Origin of the sequence: Mucilaginibacter sp. 22184 (genome assembly GCF_052045695.1) — a bacterium.
GTDB lineage: Bacteria > Bacteroidota > Bacteroidia > Sphingobacteriales > Sphingobacteriaceae > Mucilaginibacter.
In genome coordinates, this window is the sequence record NZ_JBQEPI010000017.1 from 23,593 (window position 1) to 49,191 (window position 25,599).

The 25,599-nt window shown below is 44.0% G+C and carries 27 protein-coding genes; 12 read left to right on the top strand and 15 right to left on the bottom strand.

The features are described from left to right. Positions 1 to 69 precede the first annotated feature (69 nt). Positions 70 to 969 (top strand): alpha/beta hydrolase, encoded by a 900-nt coding sequence (locus ACTJKG_RS26965; protein ID WP_440740955.1) that lies wholly within the window; start codon positions 70 to 72, stop codon positions 967 to 969. A 5-nt stretch (positions 970 to 974) separates the two neighbouring features. Here ACTJKG_RS26965 and ACTJKG_RS26970 read toward each other — a convergent pair whose 3' ends face one another. Beyond that, on the bottom strand, positions 975 to 1,466 hold the full coding sequence (locus ACTJKG_RS26970) for a hypothetical protein (protein WP_172338362.1): 492 nt from the start codon (positions 1,464 to 1,466) through the stop codon (positions 975 to 977). A 45-nt stretch (positions 1,467 to 1,511) separates the two neighbouring features. Beyond that, positions 1,512 to 1,811 carry a hypothetical protein gene (locus tag ACTJKG_RS26975; protein ID WP_370999057.1) on the bottom strand — a complete coding sequence of 100 codons (300 nt, stop codon included), beginning with the start codon at positions 1,809 to 1,811 and terminating at the stop codon, positions 1,512 to 1,514. 135 nt (positions 1,812 to 1,946) lie between these two features. Here ACTJKG_RS26975 and ACTJKG_RS26980 point away from each other — a divergent pair, with 135 nt between their 5' ends. The 3 genes from ACTJKG_RS26980 (at position 1,947) to ACTJKG_RS26990 (ending at position 3,302) form a co-directional block, all read left to right on the top strand. Next, on the top strand, positions 1,947 to 2,147 hold the full coding sequence (locus ACTJKG_RS26980) for a hypothetical protein (protein ID WP_440740956.1): 201 nt from the start codon (positions 1,947 to 1,949) through the stop codon (positions 2,145 to 2,147). 133 nt (positions 2,148 to 2,280) lie between these two features. Then, positions 2,281 to 2,718: a VOC family protein gene (locus ACTJKG_RS26985; protein ID WP_172338365.1), complete on the top strand. Its 438-nt coding sequence runs from the start codon at positions 2,281 to 2,283 to the stop codon at positions 2,716 to 2,718. A gap of 5 nt (positions 2,719 to 2,723) precedes the next feature. Next, positions 2,724 to 3,302, top strand: a complete 579-nt coding sequence (locus tag ACTJKG_RS26990; protein ID WP_440740957.1) for a YdeI/OmpD-associated family protein — start codon at positions 2,724 to 2,726, stop codon at positions 3,300 to 3,302. Between the two features lie 59 nt (positions 3,303 to 3,361). Here the strand turns inward: ACTJKG_RS26990 and ACTJKG_RS26995 are convergent, their stop codons facing one another. The 6 genes from ACTJKG_RS26995 to ACTJKG_RS27020 all read right to left on the bottom strand — a co-directional run bounded on the left by ACTJKG_RS26995 (position 3,362) and on the right by ACTJKG_RS27020 (position 7,395). Continuing rightward, positions 3,362 to 4,573, bottom strand: coding sequence for an MFS transporter (locus ACTJKG_RS26995; protein ID WP_440740958.1), 1,212 nt, complete (start codon positions 4,571 to 4,573; stop codon positions 3,362 to 3,364). 75 nt (positions 4,574 to 4,648) lie between these two features. Further along, entirely contained in the window at positions 4,649 to 4,924 is a 276-nt protein-coding gene (locus ACTJKG_RS27000; RefSeq protein ID WP_172338368.1) for an ArsR/SmtB family transcription factor, read from the bottom strand. A gap of 485 nt (positions 4,925 to 5,409) precedes the next feature. After that, entirely contained in the window at positions 5,410 to 5,811 is a 402-nt protein-coding gene (locus ACTJKG_RS27005; protein WP_172338369.1) for a DoxX family protein, read from the bottom strand. Between the two features lie 110 nt (positions 5,812 to 5,921). Beyond that, complete coding sequence (locus ACTJKG_RS27010; RefSeq protein ID WP_440740959.1) at positions 5,922 to 6,329, bottom strand: RidA family protein; 408 nt, start codon at positions 6,327 to 6,329, stop codon at positions 5,922 to 5,924. Positions 6,330 to 6,374: 45 nt separating this feature from the next. Beyond that, a complete protein-coding gene (locus ACTJKG_RS27015; protein WP_172338371.1) occupies positions 6,375 to 6,839 on the bottom strand; it encodes a hypothetical protein in 465 nt (154 codons plus the stop codon). A gap of 16 nt (positions 6,840 to 6,855) precedes the next feature. Then, a complete protein-coding gene (locus ACTJKG_RS27020; RefSeq protein WP_440740960.1) occupies positions 6,856 to 7,395 on the bottom strand; it encodes a hypothetical protein in 540 nt (179 codons plus the stop codon). Positions 7,396 to 7,533: 138 nt separating this feature from the next. Between ACTJKG_RS27020 and ACTJKG_RS27025 the strand changes: the two genes are divergently transcribed. The 6 genes from ACTJKG_RS27025 (at position 7,534) to ACTJKG_RS27050 (ending at position 14,433) form a co-directional block, all read left to right on the top strand. Continuing rightward, positions 7,534 to 8,484: a TIGR01212 family radical SAM protein gene (locus ACTJKG_RS27025; RefSeq protein ID WP_440740961.1), complete on the top strand. Its 951-nt coding sequence runs from the start codon at positions 7,534 to 7,536 to the stop codon at positions 8,482 to 8,484. A gap of 157 nt (positions 8,485 to 8,641) precedes the next feature. Further along, positions 8,642 to 9,865: an acyltransferase family protein gene (locus ACTJKG_RS27030; protein ID WP_440740962.1), complete on the top strand. Its 1,224-nt coding sequence runs from the start codon at positions 8,642 to 8,644 to the stop codon at positions 9,863 to 9,865. Positions 9,866 to 9,884: 19 nt separating this feature from the next. Then, entirely contained in the window at positions 9,885 to 10,715 is an 831-nt protein-coding gene (locus ACTJKG_RS27035) for a hypothetical protein (RefSeq protein WP_440740963.1), read from the top strand. Positions 10,716 to 10,724: 9 nt separating this feature from the next. After that, positions 10,725 to 12,068 (top strand): acetylxylan esterase, encoded by a 1,344-nt coding sequence (locus ACTJKG_RS27040; RefSeq protein WP_172338376.1) that lies wholly within the window; start codon positions 10,725 to 10,727, stop codon positions 12,066 to 12,068. 179 nt (positions 12,069 to 12,247) lie between these two features. Then, positions 12,248 to 13,099: a hypothetical protein gene (locus ACTJKG_RS27045; protein WP_172338377.1), complete on the top strand. Its 852-nt coding sequence runs from the start codon at positions 12,248 to 12,250 to the stop codon at positions 13,097 to 13,099. Between the two features lie 8 nt (positions 13,100 to 13,107). Continuing rightward, positions 13,108 to 14,433 (top strand): acetylxylan esterase, encoded by a 1,326-nt coding sequence (locus ACTJKG_RS27050; protein WP_440740964.1) that lies wholly within the window; start codon positions 13,108 to 13,110, stop codon positions 14,431 to 14,433. 183 nt (positions 14,434 to 14,616) lie between these two features. Here the strand turns inward: ACTJKG_RS27050 and ACTJKG_RS27055 are convergent, their stop codons facing one another. The 6 genes from ACTJKG_RS27055 to ACTJKG_RS27080 form a co-directional block, all read right to left on the bottom strand. Beyond that, positions 14,617 to 15,093 (bottom strand): SRPBCC family protein, encoded by a 477-nt coding sequence (locus tag ACTJKG_RS27055; protein WP_440740965.1) that lies wholly within the window; start codon positions 15,091 to 15,093, stop codon positions 14,617 to 14,619. 48 nt (positions 15,094 to 15,141) lie between these two features. Further along, on the bottom strand, positions 15,142 to 15,978 hold the full coding sequence (locus tag ACTJKG_RS27060; protein ID WP_440740966.1) for a sulfurtransferase: 837 nt from the start codon (positions 15,976 to 15,978) through the stop codon (positions 15,142 to 15,144). A 59-nt stretch (positions 15,979 to 16,037) separates the two neighbouring features. Then, positions 16,038 to 16,511, bottom strand: coding sequence for a ribonuclease H-like YkuK family protein (locus ACTJKG_RS27065; protein WP_440740967.1), 474 nt, complete (start codon positions 16,509 to 16,511; stop codon positions 16,038 to 16,040). 325 nt (positions 16,512 to 16,836) lie between these two features. Next, positions 16,837 to 17,571 (bottom strand): lysophospholipid acyltransferase family protein, encoded by a 735-nt coding sequence (locus ACTJKG_RS27070; RefSeq protein ID WP_440740968.1) that lies wholly within the window; start codon positions 17,569 to 17,571, stop codon positions 16,837 to 16,839. Between the two features lie 40 nt (positions 17,572 to 17,611). Further along, entirely contained in the window at positions 17,612 to 18,172 is a 561-nt protein-coding gene (locus tag ACTJKG_RS27075; RefSeq protein WP_172338382.1) for an NUDIX domain-containing protein, read from the bottom strand. A gap of 65 nt (positions 18,173 to 18,237) precedes the next feature. Further along, entirely contained in the window at positions 18,238 to 18,861 is a 624-nt protein-coding gene (locus ACTJKG_RS27080) for a LysE family transporter (protein WP_172338383.1), read from the bottom strand. 165 nt (positions 18,862 to 19,026) lie between these two features. On the opposite strand from ACTJKG_RS27080, the gene ACTJKG_RS27085 reads away from it, so the two are divergent. Both ACTJKG_RS27085 and ACTJKG_RS27090 read left to right on the top strand, forming a co-directional pair. Next, entirely contained in the window at positions 19,027 to 19,956 is a 930-nt protein-coding gene (locus ACTJKG_RS27085; protein WP_172338384.1) for a cobalamin-binding protein, read from the top strand. Between the two features lie 163 nt (positions 19,957 to 20,119). Beyond that, the gene (locus ACTJKG_RS27090) at positions 20,120 to 22,675 is read left to right on the top strand and encodes a family 20 glycosylhydrolase (protein ID WP_440740969.1); all 2,556 of its coding nucleotides are present in this window, start codon (positions 20,120 to 20,122) and stop codon (positions 22,673 to 22,675) included. Positions 22,676 to 22,818: 143 nt separating this feature from the next. On the opposite strand, the gene ACTJKG_RS27095 is transcribed toward ACTJKG_RS27090, so the two are convergent. Next, the gene (locus ACTJKG_RS27095; RefSeq protein WP_172338386.1) at positions 22,819 to 24,918 is read right to left on the bottom strand and encodes a TonB-dependent receptor; all 2,100 of its coding nucleotides are present in this window, start codon (positions 24,916 to 24,918) and stop codon (positions 22,819 to 22,821) included. Positions 24,919 to 25,599: the final 681 nt, after the last annotated feature.

Below are 25,599 nucleotides of genomic sequence, written 5' to 3' on the forward strand. Positions count from 1 at the left end.
CCCTCCCAATGAAATTATAATATTAAACCGGTATTGGTCATTTTATAAAAACAAACAAATTCAGGGACAGTGAAGAAAGCCATCCTATTCGTCATTTTTGTGCTATTTATTGGTCATGCCTATGGGCAGGGTCAGGTAATTCCCTTGTATGGGAAAGATATCCCCAACTCCAGAAAAGCGCCTGCAAGCTTCATGGAACAAAGGGATAGCTCAGGCCTGATCAGCAATGTGACGGACCCCAACCTCACTGGTTATTTTCCGGAGAAAAACAGGGCAACTGGTGTAGCGGTGATCATTTGTCCGGGCGGCGGCTACTCTGTTTTGGCAATTGATGAATGTGTGAAGGTTGCGAGGGAGTTTAACAAAATAGGTGTCGCCGCCTTTGTATTAAAATACCGTTTGCCCAATGATACCATTATGGTTGATAAAAGCATAGGCCCCCTGCAGGATGCGCAAAAGGCCATGATGATTGTACGTCAACGAGCGGTCGAATGGGGTATCGACCCGCATAAAATAGGTTTTATGGGTATTTCGGCCGGTGGGCACCTGGCTTCTACGGCTGGGACGCATTTCGATAAGCCGGTAATTGAAAATAAGGGCAAAATAAACCTGCGCCCCGATTTTATGCTGCTGATATACCCGGTTATTGTATTTGACCTGAGTATAGCCAGCGGCACCCGCGAAACCCTGATAGGTAAAAATGCGCCTGCCGCTACATTGAACTTTTTTAGTAATGATAAGCATGTTACCGGCAACACACCGCCAACCTTCCTGGTACATGCGGCAGATGATGATGTGGTACCCGTAAAAAATAGTCTGCTGTTTTATAATGCCCTGCTGAATGCCAAAGTGCCCAGCGAAATGCACATTTTTCAGGCCGGTGGTCACGGGTTTGGGTTAGATAACCCCAAAAGCAAAAATAAATGGTTCGACTGGTGCCGTAACTGGTTGGATGAAAATGGGTTTTAAAGGGATTATAAGTTGTGTGTTTTTAGTATTCCTTTGCTATCATCTAAACGTTTCTTCCAATTGACATCAAATTTATCGCCTTTCATAACTTTTAAATGATCTGGGGGGATTGAGACAAGAGCCTTAAACGGACCGGTTCCCCGTTCCATGTAATAAATTTCACTTTCATCTTTAAATTGCCTACTGAAAAGTAAATCAACAACAGTAATATTAGGTGTTGAATAATAAATACTACAGTCTACCCACTTAGGAGTTTTACCATTCTGATAAAATAGATTTATAACCTCTTCAAATGAAATTTGTTTACCCTGAAGTTTGTTCCAAACTTTTAAATACATATTCTCGACATCACTCAAATGATCACTGTCGGTCCGTTCGCTTGGTTCTAAAGTAAAAGCATAATTATCGGATAGCTCATTGAAGCAATTCTGCGAGGTCCAATCCTTTAGATGCGTTAGTAAAAGTTTAAAATGTGCTATAAATGTTTGTTTGTCCATTGCCCTGTTAGTGTTGATATTATTCCGCTTACTGATAACCGACTTTCAATCCCCATAAGCAATTAATCCACTTTGATTTTCTCCGGCGATACCAAGTAATGAGAGCAGCTGTTTTACATCAGTGTCGGTTTGTAATTGTTTTTGCTGAATAGTTTCACACATTTGTTTGATTAAAGCGGTATTCCATCTGAAATCCGAATAATAATCAAAGCGATCTGCTATGATTTTTTTGTTTTTTAATCTGTTAAATGTTTGATCATCCAGCTCCCCAATAAATTGAAGGTCTTTTTGTTCTGGATAATTGGGCTTCGCCTGATGATCATCTATTAAATAAAAGTCTAACATCTTTGTCTTTTAGGCTTATTGATTGGCAATCTAATATAAAGTTTACGCTGCACAAAATAAAGTAAAACCCTGTTGACATAGGGCTGTCAGTAGCTGGTTTTAACTTTGGTTATTAATAAATCAATAACCAACAAAATGGCTGCAAAACATACATTAACAACACTCGCCAACGCCCGCTTTTTAGCGGATGATGTGGCAGCGTCTAAATGTTATGCGGAGCTGTTGGGTATTGATGCTTACTTCACATCCCAGCCAGCCGGGGGCTATATAGAATTTTGCATCAGTGATGATGGTGAGGAGGATACATCTGTTTATAATCTGTACCAGGCAGCATAATAACAGGTATTTATTACCTGATAATATGCGTAAAGCAACTTTTTTCAGTCAAAGATCAATAAACTACGCTGCTAAAGCGGTGTTGCCGTTTGCTTTTTTAGCTTTGGTTATTATTAACCTTAAAACACATCAAATGACTGCAACACAAACATTAAGGGGGCTTGCTACCACCTGTTTTTTTGCCGACGACCTGACCGCCGCGAAAAAATGGTATGCCGAACTCCTGGGCATCGACGCCTATTTTGCTTTCCCGCCCACGGGTAATCCTGCTTACATCGAGTTCCGCATCGGCGATTACGAGCATGAGCTGGGTTTTATCGACCGTAAATACGCACCCAAAGCGGCAGCTGCAACTGGTGCCGGGGGAGCCATCGCGTTTTGGCACGTTGATGATATCGAGGCTGTATTTAAAAAACTGATAGCTATGGGTGCTAAGGAATATGAACCCATCACCAAACGGGGAGACATTGGCTTTATAACAGCCTCGGTTATTGACCCATTTGGCAATGTGTTGGGTATCATGTACAACCCGCATTACCTGGAAATACTGGGTGCTGCTGAAACGGCATAATCCCAATGGCAAAGGAATTAAACACAATTTTGCCCGAAAGCAGGCAGCAATGGCGGGAGTGGCTGGATAAAAATTGCCAGAGTAACGAAACCATCTGGGTGATATGCTCCAAAAAGAACGCGGGCGGTAAGGGCATCAATCATGATGAGGCGGTTGAAGAAGCGCTTTGTTACGGCTGGATCGATAGCCTGGCCCGGTCATTTAACGAAGAAAGCTACCTGCAATCGTTCACCAAGCGGAAACCCAAAAGCGTATGGAGCAAGATCAATAAAGAGAAAGCAGAAAGGTTTATTAAAGAAGGACTGATGGCCAAAGCCGGGTTGGATAGTATCGAGACTGCCAAAAGCAACGGCTACTGGTCGATCCTGGATGAGGTGGAAGAATTAATCATTCCGCCCGATCTGGAAAAGGAGTTTGATAAGAAGCCTGTAGCTAAAGTATACTTTTTAGGATTGAGCCGATCCGATAAAAAACGGATCCTGCAATGGCTGGTACTGGCCAAGCGCCCGGAAACAAGGCAGCTACGGCTTCTGCAGGTTGTGGAATCTGCAGCTCAAAATCAAAAGCCCAAACAGCTAAGCTGAGCAAACAAAAAGGGTCGCAGGCAATGCACCTGTGACCCTTTTATATTTATAGTAAAATATTAATCGCAAACGGCAACGGGAATAGACTCCAGTTCCACTATTTCTTCTTCCGCTGCTTTTTCAATTACTTTATGTTTCGCGTTTTCTTTAATAAAGCTTAAACCAAAGGACAGTAACAATAGGGGAATCGTCATCCAGATCACCTGGTGGATGCCATAATGGGCAATAACAAAGCCTCCTAATAATGTGCCCAAGGTAATACCGGCATTGAAAAAAGATGGCAGCAGGCTATTGATAAAATCAAGAGCGGTACCGTGTATACCATCGATAACCAGCAAGTTGGCCACCAAAAACCCCCCGGTATGTACCAAACCCCATACCGATAAAATGATCACCATCGGGATAAATAAGCCGCCAAACTGGTAGGCAAGCGCATGCATCACCACCAATGCCAATAAAAATAAGCGACTGGTTACCATGATGTTTTTGCTCAGCGCTATACCGGTAAGCCAGTTGCCAATAATACCTGTACCACCAAACACCAGCAGCATTACACTGATCTGCACGCCATTCATGTGCGAAACTTTATCCAGGTATTCGGCCAGGTAACCATAGGTAGCAAACATACCGGCCAGTATAATGGTAGCGGTTAGCAGCTTTACCCATATGTGTAACCGGCCCAATAACTGTACCTGGCTTTTCGGACTTGCCTCAGCCTCGTTAACCGGCATAGATGGCACAAACAGGGCCAGGGCACCAAAAGCCAACAGATTGATCACTGCTGATAGAACGAATGAGGCCCGCCAGCTAAACAAATCGGCTATATAAGTAGTTAATGGTACGCCCAATACGGTAGCTACACTCAAACCAGCCATCACTATAGCGATGGCTTTTGGCGCGTCTTTTGGTCCGGCTTGTTTAGAAGCGGCGGTCATAGATACCGCCCAGAATACCGGGTGTAAAAACGCAGGTAAAATACGCGCTATCATCAGAACCATAAAGTTTGGAGCTATTGCCGAAAGTAGGTTGGATATTACAAAGATCCCTAAAACCAGGCACATGATGGTTTTGCGGTTCATTTTTGCGGTAAGCATATTGGTGAAGGGGCCTGCCAGGGCAACAGTTAAGGCAAAAGCGCTTAACAACCAGCCCGCTGTATCAATAGAGATATGAAACTCCTTCACCAGCATCGGCAGTATTCCGATAACCCCAAATTCGGTAGTGATAATGCCGAATGCCCCAAGGGCCATGATATAGATAGATTTTTTCATAGATTTTAGTATTTAAATATTCAAATATTTCGATATATTAGGTCAAAATTAAACCCCGTTTTTTTGCAGGGGGATCTAATCTTTCAGTTTGTTTAAACAGGCTATATAGTCGTCAAGTACTTCCAGGTTCAGGACATATTTGAGGTTGCGGCCCTCTTTTTGGGGCAGTAATAACTCGGCATCAACCAACTGTTTGAGGTGATGAGATACGGAAGGTTGTGTAAGGTCCAACAAGTCATTTACCTCGGCGCAATACAGGCAGTCCTTCTTTTTTTTAAATTCTTGTAAAATAGCTATCCGGTTGATGTCGCTCAATGCACGGGATATTTTCTCTATTTTTTTATTGTCCATTATTTCCGGTCGATCATATTAATCTATGATCATTGTACGATGCAAAGATAAATTAAATATTAATATATAGAAATGTTTCTATGTATTAATTATGTCATTTAAGTAATACTAAACAAATTACGGTTAACCATATTTGGTGGGTATTTTGGTTTAATAAATTGATTTTCAGTTATATAAATAAATGTTAACCCTAAAAAGTGTAAACCATGTAAACCCACTTTTGTAAACAAAATGCTAAGAAACCATTTTTAATTCCCTCCCCACGGGAGGGGGCGCATAGGGGCTAGTGCAATGGGAGGGAGGGGTTTCTACGCGCGATGATTATCCCGTTCCATAAACCCCTTCCTCCCCTTCCCGAGAGAAGGAATCGCACAAGGCTCTGGCTCTTTTGATGGCTGTCATGCTACCCGGTCGAAGCATGGTGGGTAAGCCCCTATGTTCTCCCCTTCGACGGCGCTCAGGGTGACATCCTCGTTTTAGCTAACTTATTTAACCAATGGCAGCAGGTCGCGCAGTTTGCTATTGGTGAGGTAGGCGCCTACCCAAACCAGTATGCCAAATATGATGGAGAAATAAAGCGGGAAGCCAACACGCATCATGGTAGCGGTAGCGCCACCCAGATAAGCGGTAAGTAAAACTGATCCTAATACTTTGGTTTTAGGGATAATGTACAGCACTGTGCAGATCAATAAAATAATGCCCAGGGGCTGTACGGCGGTTTCGGGCCAGCCTAATTGTTTTGTACCACTTAACGAATGGCTTTCACGTACGATTTTACCGATAGCGTCAAATAGCAGGAATAATATACAAAGTACACTGATAACGGTACCGGTAATAAATGATGCTTTACTGTTTTTAGTTGCAGGTTGTGATTGTGTAGTTTCCATGACTGATTGTTTTTTTTAGTAAAGGTAGGGGGGATTTAAACCCGGCGTGATGCCTGTAAATGACATTTACAGGGGTAAATTGCGACAAACCATTACCTCTACCTATACTATCATTCGGGAACAAAGGCTACCAGGTCAATCTCAATCAAAAAGTCGGGATTGGCAAAGCCGACCACTATCAATACGGTTATTACCGGCGGATTTGCCAGGTTATTCAGAAACTTTTGCGATGCCTGGAAAGCCCCCACCGGGTTTTGCCCCTGCGCGATGTGTATAGATAATTTGACCACATTTTCAAAGCTGGCCCCACTCGCGTCAAGGGCGATGAGGATGTTTTGCATTACCTGCTCGGTTTGGGCCTGAAGATTGCCTTTGCCTATAATTTCACGGGCAGCGTTCACCGCGTTTTGTCCGCCTATATAAATTGTTTTCCCGTTTCCCTGCGTAGTGATCACTTGCGAAAAAGCAGGGTTTTTCATCAGGCCATCGGGGTTAAGATATTGCACTGTTCCATTCATAATTTTATTGGTTAAGGTTTGTGATATAAATAAATTACTTCTGTTTTAAATTTTCATGACCTTTTGTATGGTTGGCAATTGATCAAAGGTTTCATTTACTGTTTGAAATATATCAATTTTGCCGCTGGTTATCAGATCGAAATCAAGCGTGAACGGATCTACCTTGAAATCCTTCTTTTTAATAAGCTCCAGCCATGCCGCCGGAATAGCAAAGTCGTCACGTAGGATATAATCCATCAGGAAATTGTTAAATATAATTTCGCCATCGGTATAGTACGCGAGGCCCATGTGAAATTGCTGCTGATATGGATTGTATCTTTTTAAGGTGGTGGCTACAATATCTTTACAGTTGCTTACATAGCTTATCAAAAGTGTTCTTAGCTCCGGCGTATAAATATCAGTCTGCTGAAATTCCTTGATAGATGGATAGATGGTTTTGCCCAGGTCATCCTCTGTTATTTCTTCCTTAAAAAACGGTATGCAGCGTAAATTCCAGGTTTGGTAAAGCATTTTTTGGATAAGATTATTAAGGCAGCCAGTTATCATTAATTTTTTCGCCGGCAATATTATCCAGTTTACCGTTTACAAAATCTACATCAAGGTAAGGCGCCCAAAACAGGGGATATGCAAATCGCAAGCTTATACTTTTGCCGGATTCCACCCTGATGAGGGCAAGCGATTTAATACAGTTATTATGTTTCTCAATGGTTTCTATAACGATAAACTCATCAAAAAATTCGGGTAACTGTGGTAGCAGCCATTCCCTGTAAAATCGGAAAAAAACGTGTTGCAGCAATTCCAGGTTTATATCAATACGTTCAATAAATTTGGTGTAGGTATCTGCAAATTCACTAAGTATAGTCTCGTCAAGTTTAATTCCACTGGGTTTATAAAACTGCCCTGGGTTTAAGCGGCGTTCTTCATCTGTTAAAAATACCTGGTGGTTACCTAAAAGGACATTGACTTTACCAGGCCCGAAAAAGGGGTGATGAAATGATATGTCAGATGTATCGCCACCTGCATCAGATTTTACTGTCCCCCAGAAGGGGTGCGAAACTTGGGCCATATTTTATAGGTAGATGCTGAATTTAAAGTTGAGCATTTATTTAGCAACAAGCAAATTCATCATATCCTGCCCTCCTGTCATTTCAGAACCTCACAACAGAACTCCTGCGCCTTAAAAAAATCTGTATCTTTGCCGCAAATGCAGGTAACAGAGTCAACAACAGGAGTATGGGAAAAGGGCTATAACAATTATGGCCCGTGGCTGCGCGATAAATATAAAGGGCAGCGGGTGTTTAAGGTAATTGTCGACGGTGGTTTTACCTGCCCCAATCGTGATGGCTCCAAGGGCTATGGCGGTTGTACTTATTGTAATGTAGATTCCTTTACGCCATCGGTAAGCCGTAACGCGCCCACTGTTCGCCAGCAGGTAATAGAAGGTATGGAACGTGCCCGTAAAGGCAATAAGGCCGATAAATTCATTATTTACTTTCAACCCAATACCAATACTTACGCCCCGGCACATTATTTAAAAATGATGTATGATGAGGCCTTGAGCTATGGTACCGAAGATATTGTAGGATTGAGTGTAGGCACCCGCCCGGATTGTATCGACATGGAAAAGGTAGCTTTGCTCGAAAGCTATACCGACCGTTTTGATGTGGATCTGGAGATGGGTATGGAGTCTATTTATAATGATACCCTGTCGCAGATCAATCGTGGCTGCAGCCATGAAGAACTGGTAAAAGCTTTGAAGCTGGTTGAGAACAGCAAACTGGATATTTGCGTGCACACCATATTTGGTTTCCCATGGGAGACGCATGATATGATGCTGAAATACGCCGATGAGATCAACCGTTTTCCGCAAATTAAATTCGTAAAATTCCATCACCTGCACATTGTGGAGGGCTCGGTAATGGGGGTAAAATACAAGCGCGAACCCTTTAAGGTTTTCAGCATTGATGAGTACGCCGATTTCTTGTGCGAGCTGTTACCTCGTGTACGTCCCGATATTGTTATACAACGCCTTTTTGGCCTGAGCGACCGCGAATTGCTGATAGCACCCAACTGGGGCCTCAAAAAATCAGAGATCCAATACTACATTGACCAGCGGATCCTGAGCCGTGGTGTTGTGCAGGGCTCGGCTGTCTGAATCAGAATTTACAGAATTTTAGGATTTTCTGAATAGAATTATATGCCTTGATCCTGTTAATTCTTAAATCCTGTTAATTCTGATTCGGACAATTGGTATCAGATTTGTAAACCTTTAGTTATAAAATAATGGTTTATTAGTTAAATTTATACCTGATTTGTCACAACGAGCGCAATCTAATTACATTCCTGCTTTAACCGGTGTACGGGCAATGGCCGCTTACCTGGTTTTCATATCTCATTTTGCCTATGTTTTTGATGAAAGTTTTCCTCACATTGTGCAACGCTTTTTGGGCGAGTTCCACATTGGTGTAAGCATTTTCTTTGTGCTTTCGGGCTTTCTCATCACGTTCAGGTATTACCAGAAGTTTGATGGTTTAAGTAAGCCCTGGTTTATGCAATACCTCAAAAACAGGGTGGCCCGCATATATCCTATGTATTTTTTACTTACCGTTGCCGCCTTTGTTTACTACTTTATTACTAAGGACGAAGCCATTACCAAAGGATACGAGCACCCTATCGCGCTCATGCTGATGAACATTACGTTTGTGCGCGGGTTCTTTTATCAATTTTGGGATACGGGCATTGCCCAGGGCTGGTCGTTAACGGTGGAGGAGTGTTTTTACTTTTCGGCACCGGTTATATTTTTGATCGCCAAGCGTTTTGGTAAATTCTATATCCAGCCGGTGGTACTCACTTTAACGGGGATTCTGCTGTACTTTATATTCAGTCATATTAACTGGCATGGCTTCTTTGGTAACTTTACCTTTGTGATGCTGTTCACTTTTCTGGGGCGTTGTTTTGAATTTTTTGTGGGGATACAACTGGCCCGCTATGTGCTCAACAAGGGTTTTACCCGTACCAATAAAGTAAACTATACTTATACCGGTTTTCTGCTCATATTTGTGTGCGTATTTATAATGGCACTGCAGCCTATCCCAAAAGGCTGGGCTGCGGGTGTAGAGAGCCCGGTTGGTGTTGTGGTCAACAATTATCTTTTATGTATAGCGGTGGCCCTGTTCTTTTATGGCATACTTACCGAAACCACCTTGTTTAAAAAATTCCTGGCATTGCCATTTATTGAATTGCTGGGAAAAAGCTCCTATATATTTTACCTTATACACCTGGGCTGGATATATAACCTGATGCACGCCTGGTTTGATCATTTAAACGACCAGGTTTTTGAACTGTATGACAAGTGGGGGGTAGCATGGCACTCACCTTTTCAATATGACAGTTTGAACTTGCTGTATGCTTTCATCGTACTAAATATACTGTCTGTAACCTTGTTTAAACTTATTGAGGAGCCATTGAACCACTATATCCGCCGGTCGAATTTTTTGGTCAAGTATAAACCAAGTCATACCAAATCAATTGTTTAAAGAGCCACCTGAACTAAAGATGAAAAAACTGATACTATCCTGCTTATGTACATTGATTTTTATAGGAGCAAATCCCTATAGATCATTTGCGAGCTGGCCCATAGGTAAATACCGGGATATCGTGATCCCTTCTATGTTCCTGTACCATCAAACTGACAGGTTCGATCGAGATGGCCATCGGGTTAAAGGCGAACCGGGCACAGGTTTCACTTCTTATTCGGGTAACTTGTACGTAGGTTATGGTATTTCGCGCCGGCTGGATATTATTGCCAGTGTGCCTTATGTATATACGAAAAACAAACTGGCAGATGGCACTCAGATAACCAATCAGGGTTTGGGCGATTTGTACATGGGATTGAGTTATAACCTGGTTAATTTTAATTATATACGTTATTTATCGGTACAGGTATCTGGTATTGCTCCGCTCTATAACCGTAACCTGGAACTAGGTTTGGGCAGCTACGGCGCCGAACTAAAACTGATGTATTGCGGTAATCTGCCCAAATCTATCGCCAGCAAAGGTTATTTTAATACCGAACTGGCTTACCGCAGATATTTTGATGTGCAGGGGCCCGATCAACTAAGCTTTGGTGCCACGGTGGGTTATCCCATCAGTCATCATGATCAGTTGAGCCTGGAGCTGTTGTTTTTCCGGTCGTTCAGTTCCAATAAAGCTTTCAACCCTAATATCAACAATGCCCGCGATTACGCGTTTTTTAAGCCATCACTTAATTATGGGCATCAATTTACCCGCAGGTTCTCCACATTTATAGGAGGCTATTATACACCGTTTGGTAAAAATACAGGTGTTGGTTATGGAGGTTCTGTTTTGGCAATTATAAAAATATAAATATCAGCTATGCGTAACATCAATACATATTTACAATGGACCTTGTTTATGCTGCTGACCGTGATTATCCCGGGAGCTGATGTCCATGCCTTGTGTCTGCAACAAAAAAACGATGAAGGCGAAGTGATACTGGATGCTAAGCCGGCTAACAAAAACGGTTTGTTTAAATCGGGTGAGGAGATCAGCTACAAACTAAGCGTAAAAAACACTTACCATGAAAAGCAGGAAGGAAAATTCTCCTACATCGTTACTTCTGATGATGGTAAAAAGATTTTCGAAAATACATCCGATTTTTCTGTAGGAGCGGGGAGCTCTAAGAGTATGAGTGTAAAAGTTGATCCTAAAGCCGCGGGGTTTTATCATATCAACTTTATGTTTAACCTGTCGGCTTATGATGATACCGTACGCAAGGTTTTTGGCGTGAACCCGGAAGCTATTACCTCACAGCTGCATAAACCTGATGATTTTGATGAGTTCTGGCAGGAAAGTCGCCGGCAATTATCAAAAGTATCGCCGCAGTACAAGGTAATATTCCGGCCGGATCTGTCAACCAAATACAAAAAAGTATACTCGGTAGAGATGAAATCGTACGATAATCTCCTTATCCGCGGCTGGATGGTAGTACCTACCGATGGCAGCAAATTCCCGGTGCATTACCGTGTGCCAGGTTACGTAGTGGAGCTGAAACCCAATATGGACAACGACGACTACATCGCGTTTGATATCAACGTTAGGGGCAATGGCAATAGTAAAGATGTGGTGCATATCAACACCGATAATTATAGCACCACCAACATACAGGATAAAGACAAATACATTTATCGCGGAGTTTATATGGACTGCCTCCGTGGGCTCGACTTTTTGTACTCTCATGCCAATTTGGGTATCGATACCTCCAAAATATTTGTAGAAGGTGGCAGCCAGGGCGGGGCACTGGCTGTAGTTACCGCTGGATTGGATAAAAGGGTTAAGGTGCTCACCATGCAGGTGCCTTTGTATGCCGACATCCGCGATAATTATAGTATCTCGGCGTCGTACAAAGAACAGGTAGTACCGTTTAAAATGTTCAGGCAATACAAAAACCAGCACCCTGAATTTACCTGGGAGCAGTTTTACGCCACGTTTGATTATTATGATCCGCAAAATTTCGCGCCTATGGTTAAATGCCCGGTATTGATGGGGATAGGTTTGCTGGATCAGTTTTGCCCGCCACGCTGTAGTATGGCCTTGTTTAATCATTTGGGCAGCACCAATAAAGAATTTGTGTGTGTACCAAATTCCACACATGAGGTAGATTTTAACTATTTCATGTTTCAAAACCTTTGGGTTCGTGAAAAATTCCGCATACCCTGATTACGGCACGGTATTAGACTACCGTATAACGTGTAAGGATTTGAGGGAGTTATTTATAGCAATAAAAATAACATGGCATTTGCGAGGAACGAGGCAATCTCCTGAAGATGGGAATGATGCGACTATATGAAGAAGGAGTTGCTTCATGCCCGCAAATCAAAATCAAGCACTTTTAATTTATGATCTTTAAAAATACTTTATATAAATGTTTACTCCTGGCTGGTGTGCTGCTCATCGTAGTGCAAAGCGAAAGCTATGCAACCGGCGGATTCCCGGTTAGGCCAGGGAGGCTCACTTTATCCCCGTCGGTCAACTACTTTTTTGCCAATAAGCAGTGGGATTCAAACAGTAATAAAGGCCCTTTTGCCGACAACGGAAAATTCTCATCCTTAAGTACATCGCTATATGCAGAGTATGGCCTCAGCAGGCGTTTTACCCTGTCGGCGCTGATTCCTTACGCAGCTAATACTTATAAGGATAACAATGCCACTTATAAAAACTCGGGCTTTGGCGATGCCGAAGTAGGCATACGGTATTACCTGGCCAACATCAATTACAAATACTATTTCAGTTTACAGGCTACGGCTATTATACCCATGTATACCAATCTTAACCTGGGTTATAACCAAAAAGGCGGCGAATTAAGGCTGGCCTTTGCCGGCAGCGGGCATCTGTTTGGTAAAAACAGCTACTTTATACTGGAAAATGGTGTGCGCGAATACTTTGGTTACGAGTCGGTTTTTCAGGATAGGTATAACGCCACTTATGGTTTAACATTGGATAAAAAGTTCAGGGAGCAGATATCAGTAAGTTTTGGCGGGTTTTATGCCAGCAGTAACAACAAAGCTTTTTCGCCAAATCCCAACACCAGTAAAAACTTTGCTTTTAATCAGGTATCGTTAAGTTACGGTCATTCGTTCAGTAAAAAGGTAGCCCTGTTTGTAAGCGGCGGAACTTTTATAACCGGCAGAAACACAGCCGCAGGCAGCAGCGTTTCGGCATCGTTAAATTATCATATTGATACCAAGTAAATAGCCAGATGATAAAAACGATAAGTACATTTAGATATACGTTTATCCTGACCATCAGTTTTTGTATGTTCTGTATAGCAGCAACAAGTAGCGCTGAGCCTATATTTAATACCGATGAAGAGGTGGTGACCACACTTGTAGCGCATAGCGATGATGGTATTTTTAATTCAAACGCCAGTTATACTTTCGAGGTAAAAAACACCTATCATACCGATCAGGCAGGGCGTGTGGCCTATGTGGTGACTACGCCGGCAGGTAAACCCCTGTTAAAAGATTCTATCAGCGTTAAGATCTCTAAAAACAGCAGCAATAGTTACAACTTTACTATACCGGCCATGAAACCGGGTTTTTATAAGATCAATTTCATGATCAATGTATCTGATTACGACGATACTATCCGGCGTGTTTTTGGTATCCGACCAAAGGAGATCAGGTCAAACCACCCGCGCCCGGCTGATTTTGATAGTTTCTGGCAAACGGCTAAATCACAACTGGCCGCTGTTAAACCCAACTATAAAGTAACCGAAAAACCTGAACTAGAAAAAGATAACCGCCGTGTTTTCCTGTTCGAGATGAAATCATTGGATGATATCACAGTACGGGGCTGGCTCACCATTCCTAAAGGCAGCAGCAAGAACCGAAAATTTCCGGTGTTTGTAGGTTTGCCCGGTTACCAGGTTGATTTGAAACCCATGCTGGGTGAGGATGAAGATTTGGCTATTATTACTATCAACGTACGCGGACAGGGTAATAGCCGCGATGTGATACATCCTAAACGACCTGATTATATTACTCTCAATATCGAGGACAAGAATAAATATGTGCTGCGTGGCGCTATTATGGATTGTGTACGTACCATTGATTTTATCTGTTCGAGGCCAGATCTGGACTCTACCCGTATCGAAATATCGGGTGGTAGCATGGGTGGTTTCCTGGCAGTGGCACTGGCCAGCTTAGATAACCGCATTAAGCTGGTATCTGCCCAAAATCCTATTTTGGGTGATATCCGTGATCTGGCAGGCGTTGCGGAATGGCCTATCAATGATATTAAAGAATATGTAGATAACAGGCCCGCCCTGAGCTATAACAAAGTGATGGATAACCTGGACTATTTTGATATCAAGAATTTTGCCCCCAACATCAGATCATCTATCATGGTAGGTGTAGGTTTGCTGGATCATTTGGCGCCACCGGCAAACTCATTTGTATTTTATAATAACATTCCTTCCAAGTACGCCACCATCCGTATCTATAAAGATCTGGGGCACGAGGTTCCTAAATCGTTCCTGGATGAAGACGGGCATAAGATGCGGGATGTTTTTGGATTGTTTTAAATAGGCTGCCGCGAGCTTTCAGCCGTGGTACACATGGTTTCAGCTTATTAAGTCTTTCTCCACGCGTCATTGCGAGCGTAGCGTGGCAATCCCCGATGAGCAGAGTTGCTTTGAAAGTTGTCTCTGTACAGTTTGGGATTGCCACGCTACGCTCACAATGACGCGTTTATTATTCTTTTGTTTCTAAGTCCTCTGCATCTTCCCGAATATCCCCTCAATCGCCTTTTCCCTGAATTCAAATATCTCCTTTACTTTATTAGCCACAAAAAGACTGTTGCTCAGCCTGCCGATAATACCATAAGGGATAGCATAATGTAAAATATCGTTCATCAATACGCCACCTTCAATCTCTTTAAAATGATGTTGATGATGCCACATGGCGTAAGGGCCAAAGCGTTGTTCGTCGGTAAAGTATTGTTTGTCGGCTACATGGGTTATTTCGGTCATCCAGTTCATGGTGATACCGAGTAGTGGCGCGATTTTATAGGTAATGATCATGCCTGGATATATTTTGGTATCTGCAGCATAATCAGATGTTACCACAAAGCCCATATCCGGAGGTGTTATCCTGGCCAGGTTCAATGGCGACGAGAAAAAATCCCAGGCCATATCCAAAGTAATGGGTATGGCCTGTTCTGTTTTTAATACGTATGATTTCATCAATAAGCTGACAAACCGTAAGCGTTAATTGTTTTGATGGATGATAATTTACCGGTGCGTAGTGCCAATGGGCAGATCCCTACGCGACCATTCGCTCCAGGAACCTACATACAATTTTGGTCCGATGATACCCGCGTAGGCCATCCCAAGCAGAGTGTGACAGGCCGTAACACCAGAGCCGCAATGGACAATCACCTGGCTATGATCAACCTGTTCAATGGCATCGTTGTAAAGCTGTCGTAAGGTATCTGCCGCAAGATATTTGCCATCGGCATCCAGGTTGTAAATATAGGGTAGGTTAAGTGCACCCGGGATGTGCCCGGCTATCAGGTCTATCGGTTCGGTTTGGCCCAGGTAACGCGGTGTTTCACGAACATCTATTACAACGCGGTCTTCGTTACGCGCCGCACTGCCGGTTTCTTCCAAATCAACTGTACCTTCAAAGCCGCCATTTACAGGATAAGCTGAAACAGGTGTTGGTGTATATTCTTCGGTGCTTAATTCAGTGCCTGCTTTTATGGCGGCATTCAGACCACCGTTCAGTACCTGTACATGGGTATGACCAATGGCATTCAGCATCCACCAGAAACGAGCACCGCCAAATGCACCAGCCTTATCGTCATAAACAACCACATGGCTCTGCGGGCTGATGCCCAGCTTGCCCAAAAGCGCTGCAAAATCACGAATATTGGGTAAGGGATGTCTTCCGCCATGGGATGCATCGGTAACTTTAGAGGCAAGATCTTTATCAAGGTCAACAAAAGCCGCGTTTTTTAGATGGCCGGCAAGGTAGCGTTGGTGTGCATCCTGCCCGGCACGGGCGTCGATAAGAATGGTATTCGCTCCGGACAAAGCCGGGTCGTTGATTTCTATTAGTGGCGACATAGGTATGTTCGATTTGTATAAAAATCAAATATAAATACGCCGCGGCTACTTTGCGCTTTTTACTGCACTATTTTATTAGCACAGTAAGAGCTGGCAAAGGCTTCGGGTTTGGCCTTAAATACAAAGCCCATGCTTAAAATATAACCCATAGCCTCATGCAAAGCCTGGTTTGATTTAAACATTGGGTTGGTGTTGATATCGGCATGTACTTCCAGGTCAACATCATACAGATCGAGCAGATCGCAAAGCTTGTAAGCAATATCGATCGACTTTTGTACTTCGCTCAGCATCCTTTCCTTAATGCTCATTTTTTGCGAGGTACGCTCCTGATGAATGAACATGAAACCGCCACGCTGCTCCCGTAAAAAAACAATAACGGTTGCAAAATCGGTTACAGATCCTTTCACCTGCGAGTCGGTGCCGATACATACTTTGAGTTTGTTGCCGAGGCTGGCTTCCCTTTCAATCGCTCTTTCAACCTCTTCTAAAATGGACGATTGGATAACTTCGCCACTGAATTTTCTCCAGGTCATAAAATTTGTGTTAGGTAAATTTTTGCCGACCTTTTTTATGGGTCTATAAAAATAAGCGATAAGCTTTCATATTAACGTAAACAACACGTCATTTATTTGTTAACATTTAACTGATTATTAACACGTTGGAAATTTGGAGGGGATTTGTCTGAACCAGGATTTTCAGGATTATGGGATTACTATGAAGACAATTATTGAATTACTGATTTATTGAATGACTGAATTACTGTTTTTTTTAGAATCATGAGAATCCCCTAATCCACGTAATCATGGTTCAGACAATACTCCGAAAAATCACTAATTTACTAAATCAGTAATTCAATGATTAACTGCCCAGCGCTTCTTTAATACGGTTTTCGGCTTCCAGTACCAGGTCTTCCATTGGAGCGTTGCCGGGTTCAATGGGGGCAAGCACTTCCCAGGTCATGCGGGTAAAAGTATTGAGGGGATAATAACCGTAGCGGATCATTTTCCAGGAATCTTTAATAGCAATGGGCACCAGCAAAGCTTCGGGGCATTTTTTTAATATGGTAGCAATACCGCCTACCTGGAATGTTTTTACCTCACCATTTTTGGAACGGGTGCCTTCTGGAAATATCACGGCCGACCATTTATTCTCTTTCATCCGCAGCGCCAGTTTTACAATTTCGGCGATAGACTGACGGGAATCCTTACGGTCGATATTGGCGCCTCCGCCATGTTTCAGGTTGTAGGAGATAGAGGGGATGCCTTTGGTTAATTCAATTTTAGAGATAAATTTTGCATGATACTTACGCAGATGCCATATCAGCGGTGGTATATCAAACAGGCTTTGATGATTAGCTAAAAATATAATAGGGCGGCCCATTGGCAGGTTTTGCTTATTGATAAAAGTAACGGTGTTACCCAGCAGGTAGGCGGTACTTAGCAAACATAAATTTAAAGCATCAACCGACCGTTTATGGGCAGTGTACCCAAACAAACGGAAACTCACCCATTGTATGGGATGAAAAATAAGCAATGCCAGAAAAAATGCTACAATAGCAAGAGGGGACAGGATATAGCCTAAAAATTTCTTCATCGACCAGCAAATTTAATTCTTTTTGAGTAAAAGAGCTGTTTTATAAGCGATTTTCTGTCAAAAGCAATTGTACTTTTAATACAGCTGCTACAGTCATAGAGTCGGTGATCTGTCCGTCGCAAACCATTTGATACATTTGGGCAAAAGGTATTTTTTGAATGATGAGTTGTTCGGTATCTTCAGGCTCGGCCTCAAACTGGCTAAGTTCCCGGGCCAGGTAAATAATACTCAGTTCATCACTTACAGAATTGCTGAGGTGCATGCGCTGAATTTCGGTCCACCGCGCGGCTTTAAGACCAGTTTCTTCCAATAACTCACGTTTGGCCGATTCCAGCGGATCGGTATCTTCGGGGCCGCCACCTTCGGGCATTTCCCAGCTATATTGATTCAGCGGGAAGCGAAACTGCCCTACCAGGTAAGTATTCAGTTCATCATCAAGCGGCAGTACGCCAATGGCTATATTTTTGAAGTGAACTTTGCCATAAATGCCCGGATTACCCGACGGATTGATGACCTGGTATTCGGTAACGTTTATCCAGGGGTTATCATAAACGTTTTTCTCTGAGGTTATTTTCCAGGGGTTTTCTTCGGGATGATGCATGGCGTTAAAGTAGCAATAAGAACTAAAAAAGCAAAGGGCCAATTGGTGAGTCTAACCCACAGATATCAATGTTTAAAAAACGACAAGTAGATCTGTTTCACGATATGGTATCCCGCGAAAGAGAAAAACAGGATAGCGATACCCGTATTGATGAAACGCGTACTCAGCGCAAATTTTTCCTGCATGAATTTGGCAAACCGGGCATACAGAAACAAACACAAAAACGCTCCTGCAGCAGAGCCGATGCTGAAAATAATGAGGGCAACCCGGCCATCCAATATCCATTCATGGGTGATGAGGTAAGTTCCGGTCACCATCCAGAAAGGTACCTGCATGGGGTTTAAAAAGCCAAGCAGTATACCGTATTTGATACTGGCATGTTCGGAATAATTGGTCTCGGGTGGTTTATTGCGGTTTATCCAGGTAATGGTTCCCAAAACACCAAACAGGATCACCATGATCCAGTCGATAATTACAGCTAATTTCAGCTCTCCCGATAACCAGCGGGCGGCGTGCATGATAAAGTAGGTAAAGAAAAACTCAACACATGAAAAAGCGGTAATAAAGCGAATGGCCTCTTTCATCCCCCGGTTAATGGTGATCTGTATCAGCGTAAGATTGATGTTTCCGGGCGGGATGTAACCAATAAAATTGGCGATGATCCCGATAAAAAAGGTTAGGAATATCATTGGTGCAAAGATAAGCGGTAAATGATGGATGTGCAAATATGCGGATGTGCAGATTACAGATATGCAGATTTTACCCGTACCCTGATAAGCACATTTAATCTCTCATTTGCACATCAAATAAATCATCTGCACATTTGCACATCCGCATATCCGCACATTTACAACATGTCAACTGATAAAATAGTTTCCTTACTGCCGTCCGCTACCGAAATCATTTGTGCCCTGGGGCTTGAAAATAACCTGGTGGGGCGCTCGCACGAATGCGATTATCCCGCGTCTGTAAAACAGCTGCCGGTATGTACTGAGGCTAATTTTCCGGATAATTTAAGCAGTAAGGAGATCGATGTAAAGGTAAAAGAGATCCTCACCGAAGCTTTGTCTGTATACACAGTAAAACGCGAGCAGATCAAAGAGCTGGCTCCAGATGTGGTGATCACGCAGGATCAGTGCGAGGTTTGCGCCGTTTCCCTGGCCGATGTGGAATTGGCGCTGGATGATTACCTGGAAAAAAAGGCCCGCATTATTTCATTGCAACCCAATAGCCTGGATGATATTTTGAATGATATTATCACCATAGCCAAAGCGCTGAACGTTCCCAAAGCAGGCGAAGAGTTGGTGGAAAATCTGACTGAACGGATAGATATCATCAAACATAAGCTAAAGTTCAGTGAAGCCCGGCCAACGGTAGCTTGTATCGAATGGCTCGACCCAATGATGATATCCGGGAACTGGGTACCCGGCCTGGTGAAAATTGCCGGCGGAACCCCCATACTGGTAGCAGAGGATGGCAAACATTCACCTTATGTGCAGTGGGACGATATCCGCCTACAGGATCCCGAATTTTTGGTGGTGATGCCCTGTGGTTTCTCTATTGAAAGGACACTTAAAGAAATAGATATTTTAATGAGCCTGCCCGGCTTTACCGAACTTAAGGCCATCAAAAATAATCAGCTTTTTATAGTTGATGGTAACCAATACTTTAACCGTCCCGGTCCGCGTATAGTTGATTCTATCGAGATATTGGCCGAGATACTCCGCCCTAAACAGTTTGCCTTTGGTTATGAAGGCGAAGGCTGGATAAGGTTTGGGGTATAGGTAGAAATACCTCAACCGATATAAACTCCTGCTACCACCACGTCATTGCCACGCTACGCTCCAATGACGCGTTTTATCTTCTTAAATTTTTTTAAAAAGTTAGCTAAAGTTGAAATGTTAAATTATATTTACCATTCAGTTCCATACCAACCTTTACTAACTTATGCGCAAAATCTTTACAACAATGCTGGTCGTGGCATTTTTCATGAGCACGGCCTTTACCCTTCATCATGATATCAAGTTTAATGTAGCCGATCTGCGCATTACCTGGCAGGTGGTTGATAACAATTACCAGAATAAGAATCAGGCCCTTACTGCTTTGATCATCACCAACAGCGGGCATGAAGTTTTACCTGCAGGTGGCTGGAAATTCTACTTTAACTCTGGTCGGGGTTTTGCCGAGCATGCCGTAAGTAACAACGCTAAAATAAACCAGGTAAATGGTGATCTGTACAGCATCACCCCGACAGATGGTTTTAAGGAACTGAAGCCTGGTGCGTCAACCCGGATTGAATATGTTAATGACGACCCGGTAGTGAACGCTACCGATGCCCCCGAAGGTATTTACCTGGTTTGGGATGCGCAGCCCGAAAAAGGATATTCCATCACCTCGTTTACTGTAGAGCCTTATAAACCTACTTACCAGGGTTTGATTACCCCCGAAATTGTTTTCGACAGGAATAAAAATATTGCCGACATCCCGGCCGACCAGCTGCCCAAAGTTTTTCCTACACCAGCAAGTTACCAGGAAACAGGCGGCGCATTTACGCTGGATGATAAGGTAAGTATTATTGCCGATAAAGATTTTGCAAAAGAAGCTGCTCAGTTGAAGTCCGACCTGAATCAATTATTGACTGGGCCGATCGTTGGAACCTCTAAAACTACCACTATTAGTTTGACCAAGGTTGACGGTCTTGCTCCCGAAGCTTATGAGTTAAAAGTAAGCCCGCAAGGCATTACCATTAACGCTTCAAGTGGTGCGGGCGCTTTTTATGGTGTTCAGTCGTTAAGGTCGCTGATACCGGCTGCCGCTTTTGCCAAAAAACAAAAATCGGTACAGATTCCCGGTGTTGATGTAAAAGATGCTCCCCGCTTTGGTTATCGTGCCGTGATGCTGGATGTGGCCCGCAATTTCCAGCCCAAAAAACAGGTGCTGAAACTGCTGGAAGCCATGAGCCTGTACAAATTGAATGCCCTGCACCTGCATTTAACCGATGATGAAGGCTGGCGTTTAGAACTCCCTTCATTACCCGAACTAACTACCGTTGGCAGTAAACGTGGTCATACTTTGGATAGCAAGCATTTTTTACCAGCCTCGCATGGTTCCGGGCCCGATGTAAATAATACCGTTGGCACGGGTTTTTACAGCCGGGCAGATTATTTGGAGATCTTGAGATTCGCTACCGATCGCCATATCGCGGTGATCCCCGAAATTGAAACGCCCGGCCATGCCCGCGCACCTATCAAAGCCATGGATGCCCGGTATGATCGCTTGTTGGCCGAAGGCAAAAAAGCCGAGGCCGAAAAATACCTGCTGCGCGATCTGAACGATAAATCCGAATATCGCTCGGTACAGTACTGGAACGATAACGTGATCGATGTGTCATTGCCATCCACCTATAATTTTGTAGAAACAGTGGTGAGCGATATTGCCGCGCTGTACAAAGAGGCCGGGGCACCATTACAAACCATCCATTTCGGTGGTGATGAAGTGCCCGCGCATGTATGGGAAAAATCGCCTGCTTACCTGGCGCTAAAAGCAAGCCGCCCGGAAATCCAAAGTACCAACGATCTGTGGTATTATTTTTACGGCCGGGTGAATGATATATTAAAAGCCAAAGGTTTGCGCCTTTCGGGCTGGGAAGAAATGGCCCTGCGTAAAACCACATTGGATGGTCATCCTACTTATGTACCCAATCCCGATTTTACCAAAGAACACCTGCAAGCCGACGTATGGAACAACGTACTGGGCGGTGGGCAGGAAGATCTGGCCTATCGCTTAGCCAATGCCGGTTACAAGGTAGTGCTCACCTGCGTTACCAACCTGTACTTTGATATGGCTAACTATAAATCATTTGATGAGCCGGGCTATTACTGGGGGGCGTTTTTAGGTATCGATAAATTCTATTCCTTTGTCCCTTTTGATTATTTCAAAAATGCCGATGTGGATAGAAATGGCAATCCTATTCCGCAATCGTTATTCATAGGCAAACAGCGCTTAACAGATTATGGTAAAGAGAATATTGTAGGCCTACAAGGCGCGCTTTGGGCCGAAACCGTGAAGAGTACTGAGCGTATGGACTATATGATATTCCCTCGTTTGTTGGCCTTGGCCGAACGTGCCTGGGCTCCAGATCCGCAATGGGCAACCGAAAAAGATCCAGTGAAAGCGAAACAGGAATATGAAGCCGCATGGTCGGGCTTTCTGAATGTATTGGGTAAACGTGAATTGCCGCGCTTAAGCTACTATGAAGGGGGCTATTATTATCGTATCCCTAAACCGGGCATCAGTCTGCAAGACGGCAAATACCTGAGCAATGTGGATTATCCCGGCCTAACCATCCGTTACACCACCAATGGTAAAGACCCTGATGATAAAAGCAAAGTATATACCGGTCCGGTGAACTACAGCGGCGGCGTGATCAAGTTCCGCGCGTTTGATGTAAAAGGTCGAGGCGGTAATGTAGCCGAAGGCGGGAACAATAGTTTGAATCCGTAGTTCTTTGGTCCATGGACGATGGTCGATAGTCCATGGATTGCTTAAATAATTGAATTGTGGGAGACGCATATTTGCGTCTTTTTTATTCTCTTACAAATAACAATGAACCATGGTCTATGGACTATTTACCATGGACTACCCAACTAAAACACCACCCCCATGCCCACGGTATAGTTGCGTAACGGCGATGCATTATAGTAGCGGTTACCTACCGCGTTCAGATCATTACCCAGGCTGTATTTCTGGTTCAGAATATTATCGGCACCAGCGTAAATTTCCAGGTGGGTGGTGTGACCGATGGTGGGCTGCCAGCTTACTTTAGCCTGTAACAGGTTATAGCTACCTGCATAAACCGTATTGCCATCATTCAGCGGAATTTTGGACGTATAATTATGCTGGGCAAATACCGACAGGTTGTACGGTACCCGCAATTGCAAACTGCTCACAAAAACATTTTGGGGCACACCGGTCAAATTATTGCCCGAATAACTGGCATTGGTTACTGCATCTACATAATTTCTGAACGTAAACTTACTCAAGGTATAAGATTCATTAAACTGCAACCCTCTTACAAAGTGAGTACTGTTTGGGCGGATCAACCAATCAGTAAATGACAATTCAACACCCGGCTGATTGGTCCCCCCCGCATTAATATAATGCTCGGTTTCATCGGCATTTACACGGCGCACAATGGCATTGCTGATGCGGTAGTAAAACGCCGATACATCCAGGAACATCGTCTCGTCCTGGTTGCGCAGGCGGAAACCCGTTTCATAGTTCCAGCCGGTTTGAGCTTGCAGGGCCGTGTTCACGATATTGTCGGTAGGGCGCACTTCGGCAGTGGTAGGGGTTGAGTAGCCCCGGCTTACAGATGCCCGCCAGATAAAATTACCGGTCACCTGGTAGCTCAGGGCCAATCTTGGCATCAGCTGTGGTTTAAAATCGCGGTTGGTAAAACTGGTTTGCGCCAGCGGATAGATGTTCTTGAAATCATAGCCGTACCAGTTGAGGCTTAAGGCTGCTTCCAGGTGCAGGCGTTTATAGATATCGGCCGAGTAACGGGCAAATATAAAATGCTGGTTGGTGTGAATGTAGTCGCTGGTTTGGGTGGTATCTTTTACGCCCCCTTTATTACCATAATTGCTGATCACGGAATTGGTTTGTTGCCACTCCATCCCCAGGTTCACTTTCCAGTTGATGTTTTGGTGTGGTACACCAGCCAGTTCAAAATAGGTACGGAAACCAAAAGTGTTTTCGCCGCGTTGCTCATAATTGGTGATAAACGGGTTGGCAAAATCAACGTGACTGCCAAAAACCGACAGTACGTTTCGGATACGATCGCTGAAATGGTATTCATTCACTAAACCGCCCAGGTACATTTTGGTAGTAATACCGATGCGTTGCTGTATAGCCCCGGGTATGGTAGATTTTGGTGTAACCGTAGGTTGCCTGGCTAGCCGTGGATCGGAATTGAATTGGGCAAGATTTAATCCGCCCGGGGTTTCATAGGCCAGGTTGGAGTACAACCCCAGGAAGCGCAATTCGTTTTTGCCGCTGTAGTTCCATTTATCGGCCGCTTGTATGTAGTTGCGACTCATATTGCTATTTTGCCTATAGCCCTGGTAAGCCTGATAGCTTTGGTTAATGCTCAGCAGGTTTTTACCAAACTGCTGCTGTATGCTGGCCTTTTCATGAAAAAGTCCGTAAGAGCCGGTATTGATACCGATGGATCTGTAGCTGGTATCGGCGTAACGGTTTACCGGGCTCAGCAACATTACCCCACCCGAGTTGGCGCCAAATAAGCTGCCATCAGGGCCTTTTAGTATTTCGATATTGGGTACGCTGGCAATATCCACCGCGTTCAGATAGGTATTGCCACCGGCATCGGTCAATGGTATCTCGTCAAAATAAATTTTTACATCCCTCACCCCAAATGGCGACCGCAGCAAACTACCCCTGATCGATAAACGGTAACTGCCCGGCGAGCGTTCCTCGGCCCGAACACCCGGCACAGTATTCAAAGCGCTCACAAATGAATTATCGGGCTGTAGTTTCAACTGCGCTGCACCCAATACACTCACCGAGGCCGGTACACTGATCACCGGCTGTTCGCTCAGGTAACCTTTAACGGTAACGGTTTGCAGATGAGTGGTATCTGTTCTGGCTGTGGTTTTTGAAGTTTGGGCGATAGCGTTTGTCGCTGCAATAAATGTGAAAAATAGGGTAGTATAAGTTTTTAACATGGGGTAAACGGGTAGAACCCAAAAATATGTGTTTTAACCTTTAAAACCATGCGGGTTTAGGTAACAAATTAAAAGCAAGGGTAAGTGCGATTCCTTCCCTCGGGAAGGGGGGGAAGGGGTTTGAACCGATTGGCAAGAGATGAAGTTCCTTTAGCAGTCGCTCGGCTCCTGCCGAGTGACCATTATTACCCGGCCTCTGGCCGCTGTGGAAATCAAGTAGGAACTAACTCGCAGGCCGGAGGCCTGCAAATAGTTGTCACTCGGCAGGAGCCGAGCGCTGCGAGGGAGACACATGCATCAATCTACATGTCATTGCGAGGAACGAAGCAATCTCTAAGCTACACAGGGCCGCATTACCGGACGTATACCCGCTCTTGGCCACGGGAGGGCCAGTTGCTTTTGTCGCCACAAAAGTAACCAAAAAGGCTTCAGCGGAAATGCTTCTTTGCCGCACAAAGCCTTCGCACTGCAAAGCCGATAGAACCACGGACTGCAATTATTTTGCCCCACTTCGTTCGCACATTTTCCTACGCTTCAGCAAAAACTTGCTATGTCCCATCTCCCCACACTCCATCATCGTTCTATCTGCTTTCGCCCGAAGCTTACCCGCTGAGTGGAAGAAAATATAATTCTTCGCCGTCGCTCGGCTCCTGCCCACAGGTGTTGGGAAGAGATAATGTT